The 18,516-nt window shown below is 24.2% G+C and carries 18 protein-coding genes, 1 other RNA gene and 1 pseudogene; 13 read left to right on the top strand and 7 right to left on the bottom strand.

Annotated features, from left to right (window positions below):
• Positions 1 to 73 precede the first annotated feature (73 nt).
• The 6 genes and pseudogenes from BUSG_RS00405 to fliR all read left to right on the top strand — a co-directional run bounded on the left by BUSG_RS00405 (position 74) and on the right by fliR (position 3,652).
• Positions 74 to 997 (top strand): FliM/FliN family flagellar motor switch protein, encoded by a 924-nt coding sequence (locus tag BUSG_RS00405; RefSeq protein ID WP_044006042.1) that lies wholly within the window; start codon positions 74 to 76, stop codon positions 995 to 997.
• Between the two features lie 16 nt (positions 998 to 1,013).
• The gene (locus tag BUSG_RS00410; protein WP_011053610.1) at positions 1,014 to 1,415 is read left to right on the top strand and encodes a FliM/FliN family flagellar motor switch protein; all 402 of its coding nucleotides are present in this window, start codon (positions 1,014 to 1,016) and stop codon (positions 1,413 to 1,415) included.
• A gap of 101 nt (positions 1,416 to 1,516) precedes the next feature.
• Positions 1,517 to 1,792: pseudogene (gene fliO, locus BUSG_RS03235) on the top strand (flagellar biosynthetic protein FliO); the annotation flags it as partial.
• 33 nt (positions 1,793 to 1,825) lie between these two features.
• Complete coding sequence (gene fliP / locus BUSG_RS03240; RefSeq protein WP_044006076.1) at positions 1,826 to 2,560, top strand: flagellar type III secretion system pore protein FliP; 735 nt, start codon at positions 1,826 to 1,828, stop codon at positions 2,558 to 2,560.
• Positions 2,561 to 2,603: 43 nt separating this feature from the next.
• Entirely contained in the window at positions 2,604 to 2,876 is a 273-nt protein-coding gene (gene fliQ, locus BUSG_RS00420) for a flagellar biosynthesis protein FliQ (RefSeq protein WP_011053612.1), read from the top strand.
• On the top strand, positions 2,876 to 3,652 hold the full coding sequence (gene fliR / locus BUSG_RS00425) for a flagellar biosynthetic protein FliR (RefSeq protein WP_011053613.1): 777 nt from the start codon (positions 2,876 to 2,878) through the stop codon (positions 3,650 to 3,652). The genes fliQ and fliR overlap by 1 nt, the downstream gene beginning before the upstream one ends.
• A 128-nt stretch (positions 3,653 to 3,780) precedes the next feature.
• Here the strand turns inward: fliR and rpmG are convergent, their stop codons facing one another.
• Together rpmG and rpmB are read right to left on the bottom strand one after the other, a co-directional pair.
• The gene (gene rpmG, locus BUSG_RS00430) at positions 3,781 to 3,948 is read right to left on the bottom strand and encodes a 50S ribosomal protein L33 (RefSeq protein ID WP_011053614.1); all 168 of its coding nucleotides are present in this window, start codon (positions 3,946 to 3,948) and stop codon (positions 3,781 to 3,783) included.
• 5 nt (positions 3,949 to 3,953) lie between these two features.
• Positions 3,954 to 4,190, bottom strand: coding sequence for a 50S ribosomal protein L28 (gene rpmB / locus BUSG_RS00435; protein ID WP_011053615.1), 237 nt, complete (start codon positions 4,188 to 4,190; stop codon positions 3,954 to 3,956).
• Between the two features lie 196 nt (positions 4,191 to 4,386).
• On the opposite strand from rpmB, the gene BUSG_RS00440 reads away from it, so the two are divergent.
• Entirely contained in the window at positions 4,387 to 7,293 is a 2,907-nt protein-coding gene (locus tag BUSG_RS00440; protein WP_011053616.1) for a hypothetical protein, read from the top strand.
• Here the strand turns inward: BUSG_RS00440 and ppa are convergent.
• A complete protein-coding gene (ppa, locus tag BUSG_RS00445; RefSeq protein ID WP_011053617.1) occupies positions 7,285 to 7,827 on the bottom strand; it encodes an inorganic diphosphatase in 543 nt (180 codons plus the stop codon). The genes BUSG_RS00440 and ppa overlap by 9 nt on opposite strands.
• A 184-nt stretch (positions 7,828 to 8,011) precedes the next feature.
• Here ppa and pmbA point away from each other — a divergent pair, with 184 nt between their 5' ends.
• Complete coding sequence (pmbA, locus tag BUSG_RS00450; protein WP_011053618.1) at positions 8,012 to 9,355, top strand: metalloprotease PmbA; 1,344 nt, start codon at positions 8,012 to 8,014, stop codon at positions 9,353 to 9,355.
• Positions 9,356 to 9,422: 67 nt separating this feature from the next.
• Here pmbA and rnpB read toward each other — a convergent pair.
• Positions 9,423 to 9,792, bottom strand: an RNA gene (gene rnpB, locus BUSG_RS03140) — RNase P RNA component class A.
• A 35-nt stretch (positions 9,793 to 9,827) separates the two neighbouring features.
• On the bottom strand, positions 9,828 to 10,685 hold the full coding sequence (gene rsmI / locus BUSG_RS00455) for a 16S rRNA (cytidine(1402)-2'-O)-methyltransferase (protein WP_011053619.1): 858 nt from the start codon (positions 10,683 to 10,685) through the stop codon (positions 9,828 to 9,830).
• 120 nt (positions 10,686 to 10,805) lie between these two features.
• Here rsmI and BUSG_RS00460 point away from each other — a divergent pair, with 120 nt between their 5' ends.
• From BUSG_RS00460 to dapE, 4 genes are all read left to right on the top strand, one after another.
• The gene (locus BUSG_RS00460) at positions 10,806 to 12,029 is read left to right on the top strand and encodes a 3-oxoacyl-ACP synthase I (protein ID WP_011053620.1); all 1,224 of its coding nucleotides are present in this window, start codon (positions 10,806 to 10,808) and stop codon (positions 12,027 to 12,029) included.
• Between the two features lie 143 nt (positions 12,030 to 12,172).
• Positions 12,173 to 13,123, top strand: a complete 951-nt coding sequence (gene tal, locus BUSG_RS00465; RefSeq protein WP_011053621.1) for a transaldolase — start codon at positions 12,173 to 12,175, stop codon at positions 13,121 to 13,123.
• Between the two features lie 50 nt (positions 13,124 to 13,173).
• Entirely contained in the window at positions 13,174 to 15,171 is a 1,998-nt protein-coding gene (gene tkt, locus BUSG_RS00470) for a transketolase (RefSeq protein ID WP_011053622.1), read from the top strand.
• 89 nt (positions 15,172 to 15,260) lie between these two features.
• Positions 15,261 to 16,388, top strand: a complete 1,128-nt coding sequence (gene dapE / locus BUSG_RS00475; RefSeq protein WP_044006078.1) for a succinyl-diaminopimelate desuccinylase — start codon at positions 15,261 to 15,263, stop codon at positions 16,386 to 16,388.
• Positions 16,389 to 16,524: 136 nt separating this feature from the next.
• Here the strand turns inward: dapE and BUSG_RS00480 are convergent, their stop codons facing one another.
• Together BUSG_RS00480 and dapA are read right to left on the bottom strand one after the other, a co-directional pair.
• The gene (locus BUSG_RS00480; protein WP_148140852.1) at positions 16,525 to 16,737 is read right to left on the bottom strand and encodes a hypothetical protein; all 213 of its coding nucleotides are present in this window, start codon (positions 16,735 to 16,737) and stop codon (positions 16,525 to 16,527) included.
• 16 nt (positions 16,738 to 16,753) lie between these two features.
• A complete protein-coding gene (gene dapA, locus BUSG_RS00485; protein WP_011053624.1) occupies positions 16,754 to 17,638 on the bottom strand; it encodes a 4-hydroxy-tetrahydrodipicolinate synthase in 885 nt (294 codons plus the stop codon).
• Positions 17,639 to 17,976: 338 nt separating this feature from the next.
• Between dapA and bcp the strand changes: the two genes are divergently transcribed.
• Positions 17,977 to 18,453, top strand: coding sequence for a thioredoxin-dependent thiol peroxidase (bcp, locus tag BUSG_RS00490; RefSeq protein ID WP_011053625.1), 477 nt, complete (start codon positions 17,977 to 17,979; stop codon positions 18,451 to 18,453).
• The last annotated feature ends 63 nt before the right edge of the window (positions 18,454 to 18,516 follow it).

Genomic DNA, 18,516 nt, shown 5'->3' on the forward strand with positions numbered 1-18,516 from the left:
CATTCTTAATGCTTAACAAATCAGTATTTAAGATACTTTTTTAATAACTTTTACCTATAAGGTGCTTCATACAATGGGCAAAAGTACTAATTTAGATAATGAATATAAAATAATTTACAAAAGAGAAAAAAATTTAGATAGGTTTTTAGATCAGAATGAAATGAAAAAATTAGAAAAAATAAATAAAAAATTTATACAAAAAATAATAATGATTTTTTCTAGTTTTATTAAAAGTAATATCGAATTAAATTTTTATACTGTAAAAATAAATAGTTATACAAACGATGATAAAAATTTTAAACATTTATATGCTAATTCTCTAAAAATAGAAACCTTAGAAAAAAAATCTTTTATATTTTTTTCTCCTAATTTCTTGTCTGTTTTTATAGATTTTTTATTTGGGGGTAAAGGTAATTCTATAATAAGAATGGATATAAAGAAAGAAATTACCTATACAGAGCATGTAATTAATAAAAAAATAGTAGGATTTATCATAGATGCTTATTGTGAATCTTGTAAAGATTTCTTTTATATAGATATAAAATTTCTTGATTTTAATATTATTAAATTAAATAAGCATTTTTTTTATACAAATGATCTTTTCATAACTAATTATTTTAGTTTCAATTTAAACGGCATTAAAATATTTTTAAGTATTTTGATTCCTGTTTCAATCATAAAAGAAAAAAATAAAAAAATAATTAATTTTTTAGATAAAAATATTTTTTCAAAAAAAACAATTTTAAAAGAAAATTTTTTTATTGAAAATTTATCTAATATTGAATTAGATGTTACTGTGGAATTAATTCCATCTTATATTTCTAAACATACATTTGATAATTTACGCGAAGGAGATGTGATCACAATTGAAGATCCTGGAAAAGTCACAGTATGTATAGAAAAAAAACCTATATTTTTAGGAAAACATAAGATTTTTGATGAAAAATCTATCATTTTTTTAGAAAAATTTCTTCATCAAAACTTAGAAAAAAAATAATGTAAGGAAAATTTTAATGAAAAAAGTAGAAAAAAAAGATAATTTTAAAAAATTTAAAAATGATAATATATATAAAAAAGATGACAAAAATATTAATCAAGAGCTAATTAATGAAGAAAAAAAAATAAAAAATTTCAATAGTTCTAATAATGAATCATCAAATGAAAAAAAAATACTTTTTGATATAGAAATGAATATAACTGTAGAATTAGGAAAATCAAAAGTAAAAATAAAAGATTTACTAAATTTTTCAAAAGGAAGTATGCTCTTCTTACAAAGAAAAAAAGAAGATCCTCTAAAAGTTTTTGCGAATAACAAACTAATTGCTTTAGGTGAAATTGTATTTTCTAATAATAAATATGGCATTCGTATTATCAGTATAAATAATTCTTTAAATGGTATTAATACATCAGTTTAAATTTTATGGAAAATAATGTGTATTCGCAAATAGCACCAAGTATATTTAAAAGAATTTTTGATGACACAAACATTTTTCATGTAATGAGTTCATTATTTGGAATGTTGCTACTAGTATTAATTTTAATTTGGATTTTAAAGAAAATTTCTTTATTGAAAATAAATAAAAACAATTATTTTATAAAAACTATTGATAGAATGTCTCTTGGTCCTAATGAATCTATTGTTATTATCAAAATTGAAGAAATAAAATTAGTATTAGGAATAACAAAAAATCATATTACTCATCTATATACGCTATCATCCGATGTAAAAGATGACGTAGTTGATAAAAAAAAAGAAGTTATTTTACCAACGAAAAATTTTAACGATTCTTTAAAAAATTTTGCTAAAATATTTTGGAAAAAAACAATGTTTTATCGAATTATTCCACTTTTTTTCTTATTTTTATTTTGTCCATTAGTTTATGCTGATATTCCTGGACCAACGAGTCATATTTTAAGAGATGGAAGTCAAACTTGGTCTTTACCAGTACAAACTTTAATTTTTTTGACTTCATTAACTTTTCTTCCTGCATTTCTTTTAATGATGACTAGTTTTACGAGAATTATTATTGTTTTTGGTTTATTGCGAAATGCCTTAGGTACTCCATACGCACCTCCCAATCAAATATTACTTGGTTTAGCTCTTTTTCTGACTTTTTTTATTATGTCGCCTACCTTTGATCAGGTTTATAAAGAAGCGTATCTTCCCTTTAGTCAAGAAAAAATAAATATGGATGAAGCGATTATTAAAGGTGCTGTTCCATTAAAAAAATTTATGTTAAATCAAACACGAAATTCTGATTTAGAATTATTTTCTAAATTAGCACATATTTCTTCTTATAAAAATAAAGATGAAATACCAATGCGTATTTTATTACCTTCATTTATTACTAGTGAATTAAAAACAGCTTTTCAAATTGGTTTTACTATTTTTATACCTTTTTTAATTATTGATTTAGTTGTTGCTAGTGTTTTAATGGCTTTAGGTATGATGATGGTTCCTCCATCAACAATATCCTTACCTTTTAAATTAATGCTATTTGTATTAGTAGATGGATGGCAATTATTAGTAACTTCTTTATCACAAAGTTTTAAGATTTAATCTTTTATAAAAAAAGAATTTTTTATATAATTCAGGATTTTTTATGACACCAGAATATGTAATGGGACTATTTCATAGCGCTATGAAAGTTACATTAATGCTTGCATCTCCTTTATTGTTGTCGGCTTTAGTTAGTGGATTAATCATCAGCATATTGCAAGCTGCTACTCAAGTAAACGAGCAAACTCTTTCTTTTATTCCTAAAATAATTTCTATTTTAGTTGTAATAACTTTACTTGGTCCTTGGATGTTAGGTGTTATGTTAGATTATATGCATAACTTATTTTACAATATACCATCAATTATTATAAGATAATGTTAACTTTTAATAGTTTCAATTTAGCCATTTTAATCAGTAATTTTTTTTGGCCTTTGGTTCGGATTTTAGCATTTTTTTCAACGGCACCTATTTTTAATGATCAAAATGTAAATAAAAAAGTTAAAATAATCTTATCTTTTTTAATTGCTTTTTTAATAAAACCTTTTTTACCTAAAGTAAATGTAGAATTATTTTCTATAATAGGTTTGTTTTTATTATTCCAGCAAATTTTAATTGGTATAGCTTTAGGATTAACTTGTCAATTTTTATTTGCTGCATTTACTTTATCTGGAGAAATAATAGCTCTACAGATCGGTTTGTCTTTTGCAAATTTTTTTAATTCAAATCGATATATAGGTACTTCTTTAATATCACGTTGGTTGAATATTTTAAATCTATTGTTTTTTTTAACATTGAATGTTCATCTTTATTTAGTTTTTATGTTGATAGATAGTTTTTACAAAATACCAGTTGATGTTAATTTTTTAAGTGCTAATATTTTTTTTATTTTCTTAAAGTTTTCTAGTAATATTTTTTTGAATGGTGTTATGTTTGCTTTACCAATTATGATTTTCTTTTTGATATCTACTCTAATAATGAGTATTTTAAATCGTCTATCTCCTCAAATATCTATTTTTTCTATTGGTTTTCCATTAAATTTATTGATAGGAATATTAATTTTATACTATTTAATGTCTATGTCTTTTCCTTTTTTTAAAAGTTTAGTTAATCAATTAATTTCATTCATATTTTATACTTTTTTAAAAATATAGTTTTTATTAAATGTAGAAATATATTTAATATTTTTAAGAAAATTTAAATTTTAAAAGATTTTTCATTTCTAAAATAAAGTATAATTTTTATAAAATTATACTTTAATTTAAAAAAATATTAATTTTTATTATTTAATTTTTCCCTCATTATATAGAATATGTTTTCGAATAATAGGATCATATTTTTTTAATTTCAATTTATCTGGAGTATTTCTTTTGTTTTTTGTAGTAGTATAATAATGTCCTGTTCCTGCAGAAGAAATCATTTTTATTTTTTCTCGATTTTTTTTAGCCATAGTATTTAACCTTTATTTTTTGTGATACCTATTTCTTGTATTATTAATTCTATTCCTTTTTTATCAATGCAGCGCATACCGTGAGCAGATATTCGTAGTTTAATAAATCTTTTTTCTTCAGGAATCCAGAATCGATGATATTGAATATTTGGTAAAAATTGCCTTTTTTTTGCATTCATAGCATGTGACCGATTGTTACCAATCATTCTTTTTTTTCTTGTAACTTGACATATACGGGACATTTTATGTTTTCCGAATTATAAAATTTAAATTTATTTTATTTTTTTATTAAATAATATACTAACATAGTATAAATTACTATAATAGTTGTTTGCTTTGAACTTAATTTGTTTTGAATAAACGCGTAAATATATTTTTTAATTTTGATAAGATATTTTATAAAAATATTAATATTAATATTAAATTAGGATTGTTTATATGAGTTTGTATCAGAGATATTTATCTAAATCTTTGATTTTTATTTTTAGTTTATTTTTTTTAATATTATTCTTTTTAGAAAGTAGTATAGGATTCAAATATTTTTTTAATTTTACTAATTACTTTTTCATAGGATTGAAAACAGAAGAAATATCAGGAAATTGGCGTGATTTTAAATTAAAGAAAATCAATTTTAATATTTTCGGAACATCTATTAAAGCTGAAAGTGTTCATATTATAACAGATCCGATATCTTTATTTAAAGTTTCTACTATTTTGAAAAAAATAAAAACAAAGAATTTGGTTATTTCATTCAATAAAAAAATTAAAAAAGTAGCTTTAAAAAATAATTTTCTAAAAGAAAAAAAAATAAAAAATACTATTTTTTTTAAACATTCATTAATTTTAAGAAAAATATATTCTGATAAAATTTTATTAAAAACACAAAAAAAAAATATATTTTTATTTGGTGTATTTAGTGGATTACAATTAAGTAATGATACTTGTACTTTCTTGCCTACTAAAATTAATTCAATTTATATTGATTCATCCATGCGTAATGTAAAAAACATTGATAATAAAAAAAGCAATTTTTTTATTAAGAAAGATATTTTTTACAGAAACAAAATAGATAATGCTTTATCTTTTTTTTCAATTTTTAAAAATTTTTTTATTCCTATAAATATAAATTTGATAAATTTAAAATGTAATCAACTAAAATTTTTTAATAGAACGTTTTTAGATATCTATAAAATCAAAATGAGTGCTCAATTAAAAAAAAATATTTTAAAAATAAAAAAAATTCAAATATATTCAAAATATTTTAAAACAAAGTCTAAAGGTAAAATTTTTTTTAGAAGTGACTTTTCTATTTTTTTCATAGTAAAAAATGAAATGTCAATAAATATTATTAATAATAAAGCTATGAATTTGTTATTTAAAGATACTATTGATCATAAACTCAATTTCAAATCAAATAATTTAATCAAATTTAATATTCATGGAGAAATATCATTAGATGATTTAAATTATCCTATTCATATAAATTTACATCTTAATCGTCTTTTTTTGCCTATAAGTAAAAATTTAATATTAAGTTCAAAAAATTTTAATTTTTCTTTAAAAGGAAAAATTAATAATTATTTTTTATCATTAAAAAATATTATTAATATTTCAGGTATGCCATCTTTTTTTATCAGTATTTCAGCTATTGGTAACATTCAAAATGTTGTTATAAAAAAAATTCATTTTTTTCCATTTTTTAAAGAAATTAAAACTAAAAAATTTATAAAAATAAAAAAAGAAATAGATTACAATAAGTATATTACTCAGTTAGCAGGAAAAATGCGTATATTATCCGATTTCAATAAACAATCTAGTAATATTTTTCTTCCTTATTTTCATGTTTACGGAGATTTCATGAGGAAAAAAATATCTGTATTAGGTTCTTTATATTATCGGAAATTAAATGGTATAACAATTCCTAGAATAAATTTTTTATTAGGAAAAAATAAAGGTCATATATCTGGATCTATATCCAAAAAAGTCAACCTTCGTTCGTCAATTTATGCAAATAATTTAAACTATTTTTCACCAAATTTAAAAGGTATAATAAAAGCTACTTTAAACATATATAGTTTTTGTTCTCTTCCTTCTTTTTCTAGTGTTATTCTAGGTCAAAAAATTAATTGGAAAAATATTTTATATTTCAATAATATTAAAATCACTACTAATGGAAATTTAAAAAAATCTTTTCCAAATAAATTTTTTGCTGATTTTAAAAATATACGTTTTTCAAAATTTCATATTAATTCTTTGCATATTAAATCTGATTGGAATAATATAAATCAAAAATTTTCTTTATCGTTGAAAGATAAAAAATTATCTATAACATTCATTTTAAATGGTCATCTAAATAGAAAAGTAGGTATTTGGAAAGGTGTTTTAAAAAAAATAGATGTTAAAACTTCCTGGGGACAATGGATTTCAAGAAATAATCCTTTAATATTCTATCATATTAAAAATAGCATTAATTTTAAGAATATAAAGAAAATAAAAAATAAAAATGCTTTTTATTCTGCTATTAATAATATTCAAACTTCATTGTTTAAATTAATTCGTCAATCACCTGTAAAATTTCAAACTGATTTATTCTTTAATACACAATTTCAGTGGAAATTAAGAGAAAATATTACTAATTTAAAACTTTTTTTAAAGGGTAGTAACATAAATTTAGAAAAAAAAATAAAAGAAAAAATAATGTTTGAAAAAATAAGTGCTGTAAATTTATATATTAATTTTAAAAAAAATAATTTTATAACGAAATGGATAATAAAAAAATCAAAAAATTCATTAAAAGTAAATAAAATATCTGGTTTTTTAAACATCTATGATTTTTTTCATGAGAAAAAAATAGAAGGAAAGGTTTTTTTATCTGATTTTTCTTGTTCTTTTTTGAATTTTTTTGAAAATTTTTTTACAAAAATTCAAGGAAAATTTTCAGGAAATATAAATTTTTTAGGAACTATATATCAGCCTCAAATATCGGCTGATATTAATTTTCAAGATTTTTATATAAAAAGTGATAAGATATTTAAATATATGCTTTTATTTTTTTGTTCTTTTCCAAATAAAATAGAAAACATTAAAATTAATCAAGAAATAATAATGAAAAAGGGAAATGCATTATTCAAATTAAATTCTGTTGTTAAAAACAATATATCTCATATTAAATGGAATATTTTATTTCATAGCAATAAATTAGCAATTGTACTTTTTCCTAAAATAAAGTTGAATTTTTCTTCTCAACTAAATTTGTATTATTTTTTATCAAAATATGACTTAATTGGATATTTAAAATTTTCTTTTTTTTCATTTAAAATTAACGAAAAAAACTTTTTATTTTAGAGATGTGTTTTTCTTAGCACGATCATATGAATTTTTAATTTCTAACTTTGCTTCGTGATGATCACCCCATCCTATGATTTCTACCCATTTTTCTTTTTCTAATGTTTTATAATATTGAAAAAAATGTGAAATTTGTTTTTTTAATAGTTCGGATATATCTGATATATCGTTTATATTTTCATATTCTTTAGAAACTTTATCATTTGGAACTGCTATAATTTTTGCATCATTTCCTGATTCATCATGCATTTTTAATATACCTACTGGTTTGCAATTGATAACAACATTTGATTGTATTGGATATGGAGAAGGTACTAAAACATCTAATGGGTCACCATCAAGTGACAAAGTTTCGTTAATATATCCATAATTACATGGATAAAACATTGGTGTAGGTATAAAACGATCTACGAAAAGAACACCTGATTGTTTGTCTACCTCATATTTAATAGGAGAAGAATTGGATGATATTTCAATTATAACATATATATCACTTGGTATATTATTACCAGCTTTAATCAAGTTTAAATTCATTATAAATGTGTTCCTAATATTTTTAGAATCCTAAATAAAATTAAATTCTATATGAAATAAAAGTAGAAAATAATTAAATTTTATTTAAAAAAAATAATTTGTTTTGGATAATTATTTTTTTTTTTATATAATTATCTTTATTAAAAATAGTTTTATTAGTTAATATATATTTAAGGACCTATAAATGCAATTATTAAATCAAATAGAAAAAGAAGAAAATTTACTGATAGAAAAAGTAAAAAACACTCTTTTTCTAGCTCAAGAAAAAGTTAATTGTTCTATCGAGGTTTGTGTTAAAAAAACAATAGGTATAAGTGTCAATATAAGAAATAGTATTGTTGAAAATGTAGAATTTAATAATGATAGTATACTTTTTGTTACAGTTTATAATAAGTTTTCTAAAGGTGTTTCATCCTCTAAAGATTTTAGCACCAACGGTATAAAAAAAATGTTAGAAATTGCAATTGACATTTCTAAACATACTTCTTCCGATTTTTTTTCAGGATTACCAGATGCAAAATTTTTATGCTTTAAAGCTCAAGATCTTGATTTATTTTATCCTTCTGAATTTAATATTAAAAATGCAATTAATTTTGCTTCTGAATCAGAACGAGAAGCTTTTAAGTTTGACAAAAGAATTATAAATAGTGAAGGTAGTTTTTTTAGTAATCATATTACGATAAAAGTTTTCGCTAATAGTTTAGGTATGTTAGAACAATATAAGTCTACTCGTTACTCTAACTATAACTGTATGATTGCGAAAGATAATAGTACTATGCAAAGAGACTTTTCTTATTCTACTTCAAGAAAATTAGATGATTTAGAAAAACCAGATGTATTAGGTCAAAAAACTGCTACAAATGCTATATCTCGATTAGGTTCTAAAAAAATAAATACTATAAAATGTCCAGTAATTTTTTCAAAAGAAACATCTTCTATTTTTTTTTCTCATCTTATTCCAGCGATTAGTGGTGATAATATTTATCGAAAATCGACTTTTTTACTTTATGATTTAAAAAAAAGAATTTTCCCTGAATGGCTAAATATTGAAGAAAACCCACATATTAAAAAAGGATTAGGAAGTAAACCTTTTGATAGTGAAGGTGTATCAACAACTATTAGAAGTATTATTAAAAATGGAATTTTGGAAACTTGGTTATTAAATACCTATAATGCTCGTAAATTAGGTTTAACAACTACAGGTCATTCTGGAGGTATTTCAAATTGGTTAGTTTCAAATAAAAATATATCTTTCAAAGAATTGTTAAAGATGATGAAAACTGGTTTACTAATCACTGAATTAATGGGACAAGGAGTTGATATTGTTAGTGGTAATTATTCACGTGGAGCAGTAGGATTTTGGATTGAAAACGGAAAAATTAAATATCCAGTAAATGAAATTACTATATCTGGTAATTTAAAAAAAATGTGGAATAGTATTCTTAGTATTAGTAATGATGTTAATATGTATAGTAATATTCAATGTGGTTCAACATTACTATCTGAAATTCAGATTTCAGGAAATTAATTTTTTATTTTTAAATAAATTTTTTAGTAAAAAGGTAATAAATTTATTACCTTTTATATTTTATTTTTTAAGAAGTTGACCTATAAGCCGGGTTCTGTTTTAACAGTCATTCATCTAGATTAGTAATTACTTACTAATTCAAGCAGCCCACCCAGGTTTTTTAAAATACGAGCAATATTAATAACCTATATTTGGCTTTGCTCCAGGTGGAGTTTACATTGCCATAAATTGTTGCCAATTATGCGGTGTGCTCTTACCACACCTTTTCACCCTTTCCCTATTATCTGCAGTTAAAAAAAGAAAATAAGGTGGTTTTTTTTCTGTTGCACTTGTCATAAGCTTGCGCTTTCCAGGTGTTACCTGGCACCCTGCTCTATGGAGCCCGGACTTTCCTCTCTTTAGTTTTAAAACTAAACAGCGACTGTTTAGTCAACTTCAAAATAATAAATTGTATATTATTTTAATAGAAATGTCACTTATCTTTTTCTTTTATTGCATGTTGATATAAATCATTTTTTTTTATTTTATGTATTTTAGAAGTAATAAATACTGATTGTTTTAATGAAAGAAAATTTCTTAAGATTGTCAATGTATTTATTGCTTTTGCTGAAATATCTTTATTTTTTAATTCTTTAAAACCATCTATAATAATTACTATTTCGCCTTTTTTATAACGACTTTGATCTTCTTTCAGCCAAGACAGAATTATATTAGCTTTTGCACCGTATATATACTCCCATTTTTTTGTAATTTCTCTTGCGATTACTAAATATCTATTTTCATCTATTGTTTCTATAATATCTTTTATACTTTCAAGTATTCTATGTTTCGATTCATAAAAAATTATTGTCCTTATTTCTTTTTTTAAAGATTTTAATAAATCACGTCTTATTTTTTTTTTAGAAGGCAGAAATCCTTCATAGCAAAAACGATTAGTAGATATTCCAGAAGCACTCAGTGCTGTAATAGCTGCACAAGGTCCTGGGAGAGGAATGATTTTAATGTTTAAAAAACAGCATTTTTTTACTAAAAAATAACCTGGATCGTTAATAACTGGTGTCCCTGCATCAGATACTAAGGCAATTTTTTTTCCTTTTTTTAGTTCGTTAATTACATAATCACTTTGTTTTTTTTCATTATTTTTATTTAAAGATATTAAAATATTTTTAACGTTGTAATGTTGTAGTAAAATATTAGTATGATGAATATTTTCAGCTGCTATTAAATTAACATTTTTTAGTGTTTCTACAGCTCGATAAGTAATATCAGATAAATTTCCAATAGGTGTTGGAACAATGTAAAGAAGACCAGTTTTATTCAATGAATTCACTTTTTTTCCAGATATTTTTTGTAATAAAAAAAAATAATAATTTATTATATAAGTAATATTAAATTTAAGTTGTTTTTATATGTAAATTTGATGTTAAAGAATAATTATAAGGTATTTTAAGTGAAACGAGTCGTAATTACTGGATTTGGTATTATTTCAAGTATTGGAAATAATAAAAAAGAAGTTTTAAATTCTTTATATAATGGTATTTCTGGAATTACATTTTCAGAAGAAATGAAAGAATCAGGTATGCGTAGTCAAGTTTGGGGAAATATAAAATTAGAAAATAAAAAATTTTTTAAAAAAAATAAAATCTCTCGTTTTATGAACAATGGATCTATTTATGCTTTTTTGTCAATGGAGCAAGCAATAAAAGATGCTAACTTACAAACTAAACAATATCAAAAAAATCCACGTATTGGAATTATTGCTGGTTCTGGAGGTGGTTTTCCAAAATATCATATACAGGGCATAGATGCTATCAGAAGCAATCGAGGTCTAAATTCTGTTAGTCCTTATATTGCAATTAAAGCTATGAATTCTGGAATATCCGCTTGTTTGTCAACTTTATTTAAAATATATGGAGTAAATTATTCTATAAGTTCAGCTTGTGCGACTTCTGGACATTGTATTGGTAATGCATTTGAGTTAATTAAATTTGGTAAGCAAGATCTTATTTTTGCAGGAGGAGGTGAAGAGGTAAGTTGGGAATTAGCATATGAATTTGATGCAATGAAAGCTCTTTCTAGTAATTTTAACAAAAATCCTACTAAATCATCGCGTGTTTATGATGTAAACCGTGATGGTTTTGTCATATCTGGTGGTGGAGGTATAATAGTTATTGAAGAGTTAAATTGTGCTTTATCTAGATCTGCTCACATTTATGCTGAAATTATTGGCTATGCTGCAACATCTGACGGTAAAGATATGGTTGTACCATCAGGAGATGGAGCGGTACGCTGTATGAATTTAGCAAAAAAACAAAACAAAATGTTATTTATTGATTATTTAAATGTTCATGGGACTTCTACTAAAATTGGTGATCTTATTGAATTAGAAGCAATTAAAAAATCTTTTTTTCATGAAAAAAAACCTATGATTTCAGCAACAAAATCGATGACTGGTCATGCTTTAGGAGTATCTGGAGTACATGAAATTATTTATACATTATTAATGATGAAGTATAATTTTATAGCTCCTTCAATTAATATTGAAACAATAGAACCTTCTGCTGACAATATGAATATTGTACAAAAAACTTTTCATAAAAAAATTAAAACAGCACTATCTAATAGTTTTGGTTTTGGTGGAACTAATGTTTCTTTGATATTAAAAAAGTATTAATTTTTTATAAAAAAATACTTTTTAATATTTTTCATGCACAATGTATTTAATATTGTTAAGTAAAATACGTTTTTTTTACATATAATTTTAATCTTTGATTTGCTAATTTTATTTCTTAATTTTTTAATAAAAAGGACAAAACAATGAATCAACTAAATGCGTTAAAACAATTTACGACAATTGTTGCAGATACAAGTGATATAGAGTCGATTTGTAAATATAAACCACAAGATGCAACTACTAATCCATCTTTAATACTTAAAGCTGTCAGTTCAAGTGTTAACAAAAGATTTATTGATCAAGCAATAGAATATGCTAGAAAAAAAGGTGGTTCTTACAATTATAAGATAGTAAATGCTAGTGATAAAATTTTAGTTGATCTTGGAGTAGAAATTTTAAAACATATACCAGGTTATATTTCTAGTGAAGTTGATGCTCGTTTGTCTTTTAATAAAGAAAAATGTATTTTAAAAGCAAAAAAAATAATTGATATGTATGAAGAAAAAGGTATTTCTAGAAATAGAGTATTAATTAAACTAGCGGCTACTTGGGAATGCATAAAAGCAGCAGAAGAGCTTAAAAAAAATAATATTGCTTGTAATTTAACTCTTTTATTTTCTTTTGCTCAAGCTCGTGCTTGTGCAGAATCAAATGTATTTTTAATATCTCCCTTTGTTGGCCGTATTTACGATTGGTATCTATCTCAAAATTTAATATTAAAAAATCCTGCTGATCAGGATCCAGGTGTCTTATCTGTTTGTAAAATTTATGATTTTTATAAAAAATATAATTACAAAACTATAATTATGGGCGCAAGTTTTCGTAATGTTCAACAAATTTTATCTCTTTCAGGATGCGATCGATTGACTATTTCACCTGTATTATTAAAAGAGTTGGAATCTAGTAATAAAGAATTAAATAGAAAATTATGTCCTCCTACTTCATTTTTAAATCCACCTGTGCCTCTTACTGAAGCGGAATTTAGATGGGAACATAATCAGGATGAAATGGCTGTTCAAAAATTATCAGAAGGTATAAGAAATTTTGGAAAAGATCAATTAAGTTTGGAGAAAATTTTTTCTAAACTAATATAAATGTTGAATAAGATATTAATTTTTTTAAGTATAAATTTGGAGAAATATTTATGTGTGTAAGAAGAGAATTAGCAAACGCAATTCGTATGTTGAGTATAGATGCTGTTCAAAATGCAAAATCTGGTCATCCGGGTATGCCTATGGGAATGGCTGATATTGCAGAAGTTTTATGGAGAAAATTTTTTAAACATAGTCCAACGAATCCTAATTGGAACAATCGTGATCGTTTTATTCTTTCTAACGGACATGGTTCTATGTTGTTATACAGTTTATTGCATCTTACTGGATATGATTTATCAATAGACGAACTTAAAAAATTTAGACAGCTTCATTCAAAAACACCAGGACATCCAGAAACAGGTGAAACGCCAGGTGTTGAAACTACTACTGGTCCCTTAGGGCAAGGTTTAGCTAATGCGGTTGGAATGGCTATTGCAGAAAGAACATTAAGTGCTTATTTTAATCGACCAGATTACGATATAGTTGATCATTATACTTGGGTTTTTGTAGGAGACGGTTGTTTAATGGAGGGTATTTCTCATGAAGTCTGTTCTTTGGCTGGAACATTAAAATTAGGGAAATTAATTGTTTTTTACGATAAAAATGGTATTTCAATAGATGGTAAAATTTCGAATTGGTTTACAGATGATACAGTTATGCGATTTAAATCGTATAATTGGCATGTTGTAGATAAAGTCGATGGTCATGATGCTAATTCTATTAAAAATAGTATTGAAGAAGCAAAATCAGTAAAAGATCAACCTTCAATTATTATTTGTAATACGATTATTGGTTTTGGTTCTCCAAACAAGTCAGGTACAGCTGATTCTCATGGTGCTCCTCTTGGAGAAGAGGAAATTTTTTTAACGCGAAAAAATTTAAATTGGAAGTATTCACCGTTTGAAATACCTAATAAAATTTATGATAAGTGGAACTTTGTAAAACAAGGTTTAAAATTAGAAGAAAATTGGAATAAACAATTTCATTTATATAAATCTGAATATCCTGCACTTGCAGAAGAATATTCAAGAAGAATCAAAAAAAAATTACCTACACAATGGTATAAAAAAACTAAAGATTATATTTTTAATTTGCAAAAAAATCCTCAAAATATTGCAACTAGAAAAGCTTCTCAAAATGCTATAGAAGAATTTGCGGCACTACTTCCAGAATTAATAGGTGGATCTGCAGATTTGTCACCAAGTAATCTAACTATGTGGTCGAAGTCTAGTTCCATAACAGAAAATTTATGTGGAAATTATATTCATTATGGTGTTCGTGAATTTGGAATGACAGCGATTGCTAATGGAATCTCTCATCATGGAGGATTTATTCCATATACTTCGACATTTTTAATGTTTGTTGAGTATGCTCGAAATGCAGTCCGTATGGCAGCTTTGATGAATACTAAACATATTTTTGTATATACACATGATTCTATTGGATTAGGTGAGGATGGTCCTACACATCAACCAATAGAACAATTAGCAAATTTAAGAATGACGCCAAATATAGATGTTTGGAGGCCTAGCGATCAAGTAGAAACTGCTGTAGCATGGAAATATGCGATTGAAGAAAAAAATGGTCCAACAGCACTGATTTTGTCACGTCAAAATTTATTCCAATTTTCTAGAAATAATGAACAAATAAAAAATATTTCTTACGGGGCTTACATATTATATGATTCTAAAAAACCTATCGATATCATTTTTATATCAACAGGTTCTGAATTACAAATAACTTTAACTTCTGCTAAAAAAATTGCTGCTTTAGGTTATTCTGTGCGTGTTGTATCTATGCCTTCTAATAATGTTTTTGATAGACAAAATATTGATTATAAAGAATCAATATTGCCATCTTATATTACTAAAAGAATTGTAATAGAGGCTAGTATAAAAGACTTCTGGTATAAATATGCAGGGTCAGAAGGATTAATTATTGGCATGGAAACATTTGGAGAATCTGCTTCAGAAGAGGTTTTATTTAAAAAATTTGGTTTTACTGTAGAAAATATAGTAAATAAATCTAAAATTTTATTGAAACATTAATTTTAAACTTTTTTATGATATTAATGGGGGCTTTTTTCTTAGCCCCAATTATTTGAATAAATATGAAAGAAGATATACATGAGGAAAAAATGGTTTGTTCAATTACTAAATTAGCACAAAAGTTAATTTCAATTCCATCTATTAGTCCAAAAGACTTAGGTTGTCAAGATATTATGATTGATTTTTTAGATAATCTTGGATTTGAAATAAAAAAAATTAATATAAATGATACGAAAAATTTTTGGGCTACTAGAGGATTTGGTAAAACTTTAACATTTGCTGGTCATACAGATGTCGTACCACCAGGTGATTATAAATATTGGAATGATGATCCTTTCAATCCAGTAATAAAAAATGGTTTATTATTTGGTCGAGGTTCATCAGATATGAAAGGTGCCTTAGCATCTATGTTAATTGCATCTGAAAGATTTATAAAAAAAAATCCTAACTATGAAGGGCGTTTGTCTTTTTTAATTACTTCAGATGAAGAGTCATCCGCGATTGATGGTACTAAAAAAGTTATAGATTATTTAATTTCTCGAAAAGATACGATTGATTATTGTGTTATTGGAGAACCTTGTAGTAGTTCTAAAATTGGTGATGTTATAAAAAATGGACGTAGAGGTTCTATAACAGCTAATTTAACAATTCATGGAATTCAAGGTCATATTGCATACCCTCATTTAGCAGATAATCCCATACATAAGGGATTACCTATTATTTTAAAAATATTATCTATTAAACTAGATGATGGTAATGCATTTTTTGCTCCAACTAGTGTCAATATTTCTAATATTCATGCAGGAGATGGAATTAATAATATTATTCCAGGTTCTTTGTTTGTTCAGTTTAATTTTCGTTTTAGTACAGAAACTTCTGAAAAAGAGATCAAATCAAAATTTACACAAATATTAGATAATAACAATATTAATTATTCTCTAAATTGGTTTTTTTCAGGAAATCCTTTTATTACAAAAAAAGGTTTGTTAATAGATAATATAACTAAATCTATTATAAATTTAAATAAAGTTAAACCTGTTTTATCAACTGATGGAGGAACTTCAGATGGTCGTTTTATTGCTTCAATGAATGCCGAAATAGTAGAATTAGGTTTAATGAATAATACAATTCATAAATCAAATGAATATGTAAGAATATCTGATTTAGAAAAATTAGCTATTATTTATGAAGATATTATGTACAGGTTATTGACTTAGTTTTATAGTTTTTTTATTTATTAAAATAATGATGCAGAATATCATTTAAGATAATCTGCACCCATTTTTTTAAATTTTCAATAATAGATTTTTTTTATATCATTTTAGCCTCATTATTTTATGAAGATGATTTCGTTCATACAGGAGGAAAAATATCGTGATATTTTTTATTTAAATCTTCTTGTGTATAAGGAATGTAATATTCTTGATTTTTAGAGGGAATATTAATTCCTTTTGGTATAATTAATTTTTTAAGTTCATTATTCTCATTCTTAAAAAGAATGTCATTATTTTTTAAGGAGCAAGATGTTATTAAAGAAAAAATTCCAATTTTAAAAATTGTGATCATTACTTTAAAAAAAAATTTATATCTTTTGAAGATTAGCATATTGAAGTGCTTTTTCAATTTGTGTACGTGTAGAATTTAAAATTGGTGTCATCGGTAGTCGAAGTGTATCACTTTTTATTAAACCTATTTTTTTAGCTAACCATTTTATTGGAATAGGATTAGGTTCTATAAATAAAGATTCATGTAATAACATCAAACGTTCATTTATAGATCTTGCACTTTTAAAGTTACCTTCAAGTGCATATGAACACATCTGTGTCATTTCTTTTGCAGCAATATTTGCTGTAACTGATATCACTCCTTGACCACCTAATTGAATAAAATCTAAAGCCGTAGGGTCATCACCACTAATTAATAAAAAATCGTCTTTAACCAATTTTTTAATTTTATGTATTCTTGATAGATCACCTGTCGCTTCTTTAATTCCAATAATATTTTTAAATTCAGATAATCTTGCCACAGTTGATGGAAGTAAATCACATCCAGTTCGACTTGGAACATTATATAAAATTTGTGGTAATTTTGTGTTTTCTGAAATTGCTTTAAAATGCTGGTATAATCCTTCTTGAGTTGGTTTGTTATAGTATGGTGTAACAGTAAGACATGCTTCAATTCCTGATTTTTCAAATCTTTTTGTTAAGGATATTGCTTCTGTTGTCGCATTCGCACCTGTACCTGCAATGATAGGAATGCGTTTATTTGCAAGTTTTAAAGTTAGCATAACTACTTCAATATGTTCTTCTTGACTAAGAGTAGCCGATTCTCCAGTCGTTCCAATAGAAACAATAGCTTTTGTTTTATTTAATACATGATAATCAATTAGCTTTTTTAAGCTTGAATGACAAATTTCACCTTCTTCATTCATTGGTGTAATTAATGCAACAATACTTCCTTTGAACATTTATTTTGTTCTCCTCCATAAAAAATACTTTATGGTATCTTTCATACAAATCTAAAATTAAGTAAATAAAAGTTATAAATCTCATAGTTATAAAAAATTGATTTTTTTTGAATATAAAAATTTAAATAATAAGATATAATTTTTTATATTTACTTTAAAGTTTAAATTTTTATACCATTATCACTATATTCTCTTTTCTTATAATAGTAAGAATAATTATACATTCTAAAATATATATTTTAAAAATTTAATCTATTTTTATTTTGAAAATCAATTTAATTCATAACATTTTTTATTAAAAAATAATATTTTTATATTATTAAGGAATATATCATATAATGACTACACTAAAACCTGGAGATATTGCTCCAAAATTTATTCTTCCTAATTGTATTGATAAATCAATAAAACTATCTGATTTTTTAGGTAAGAAAGTACTAGTGTATTTTTATCCAAAAGCTATGACTCCCGGCTGTACAGTACAAGCATGTAATATCAGAGATAATTTAGAATTATTTAAAAGTAAGAAGGTGGAAGTTTTAGGTATTAGTCCTGATAATACGAATAAGTTATTAACTTTTGTTGAAAAAAAAATGTTAAATTTTACTTTATTATCTGATAAACAAAACATTGTTAGCAAAAAATTCGGTGTGTGGGGTGAAAAAATTTTTATGGGAAAAAAATATTTTGGAATCTATCGTACTAGTTTTTTAATTAACTCATCTGGTTTTATAGATAAAATATTTTTTAAATTTAAGTGTAAAGATCATCATAAAATTATATTAACATATTTAAATTCAAAAAAAAGTGATTGATTCTTAGTGAATAAATATAATGTTATTAAGTTTTTATATTCCTCTAAGCTACTAAATAATAAA

This window comes from Buchnera aphidicola str. Sg (Schizaphis graminum) (genome assembly GCF_000007365.1).
GTDB classification, from domain to species: Bacteria; Pseudomonadota; Gammaproteobacteria; order Enterobacterales; family Enterobacteriaceae; genus Buchnera; species Buchnera aphidicola.